This window comes from Neisseria oralis, assembly GCF_045062685.1.
Taxonomy (GTDB): domain Bacteria; phylum Pseudomonadota; class Gammaproteobacteria; order Burkholderiales; family Neisseriaceae; genus Neisseria; species Neisseria oralis.
The window spans coordinates 1-260 of the sequence record NZ_JBJGEB010000075.1; the positions used below are offsets into that span (position 1 = coordinate 1).

A 260-nucleotide genomic window follows, 5' to 3' on the forward strand; every position below is an offset into this window, starting at 1 on the left:
TCGCTGATCTTTGCGAGTTCGGCGCGCATCGTGGCTTTGTCCATCAGCACCGAACGCACCACGTCGAGATTATCGTCCGCGCCGCTCATGTCGGCGCTGATCTCCAAGCGAATTCCGTTAGGGTCGTAGAAGTAGACCGATTGGATGTTAGGCGGCAGTACCACCTGCGGGCCGAACACGATCTCGATGCCGTTGCGTTTGAGGCGCGCCTGCATTTCCGTGAAGCGCTCGGGCGTCGTCGCAAACGAGATGTGCTGCAG

The 260-nt window shown here is 59.6% G+C and carries 1 protein-coding gene; it reads right to left on the bottom strand.

All coding sequences use genetic code 11. The annotated features are described in order from the left end of the window. Nucleotides 1–260: VOC family protein (locus ACI43T_RS12130; RefSeq protein ID WP_405387378.1), on the bottom strand; the 260-nt coding region annotated here is incomplete at both ends.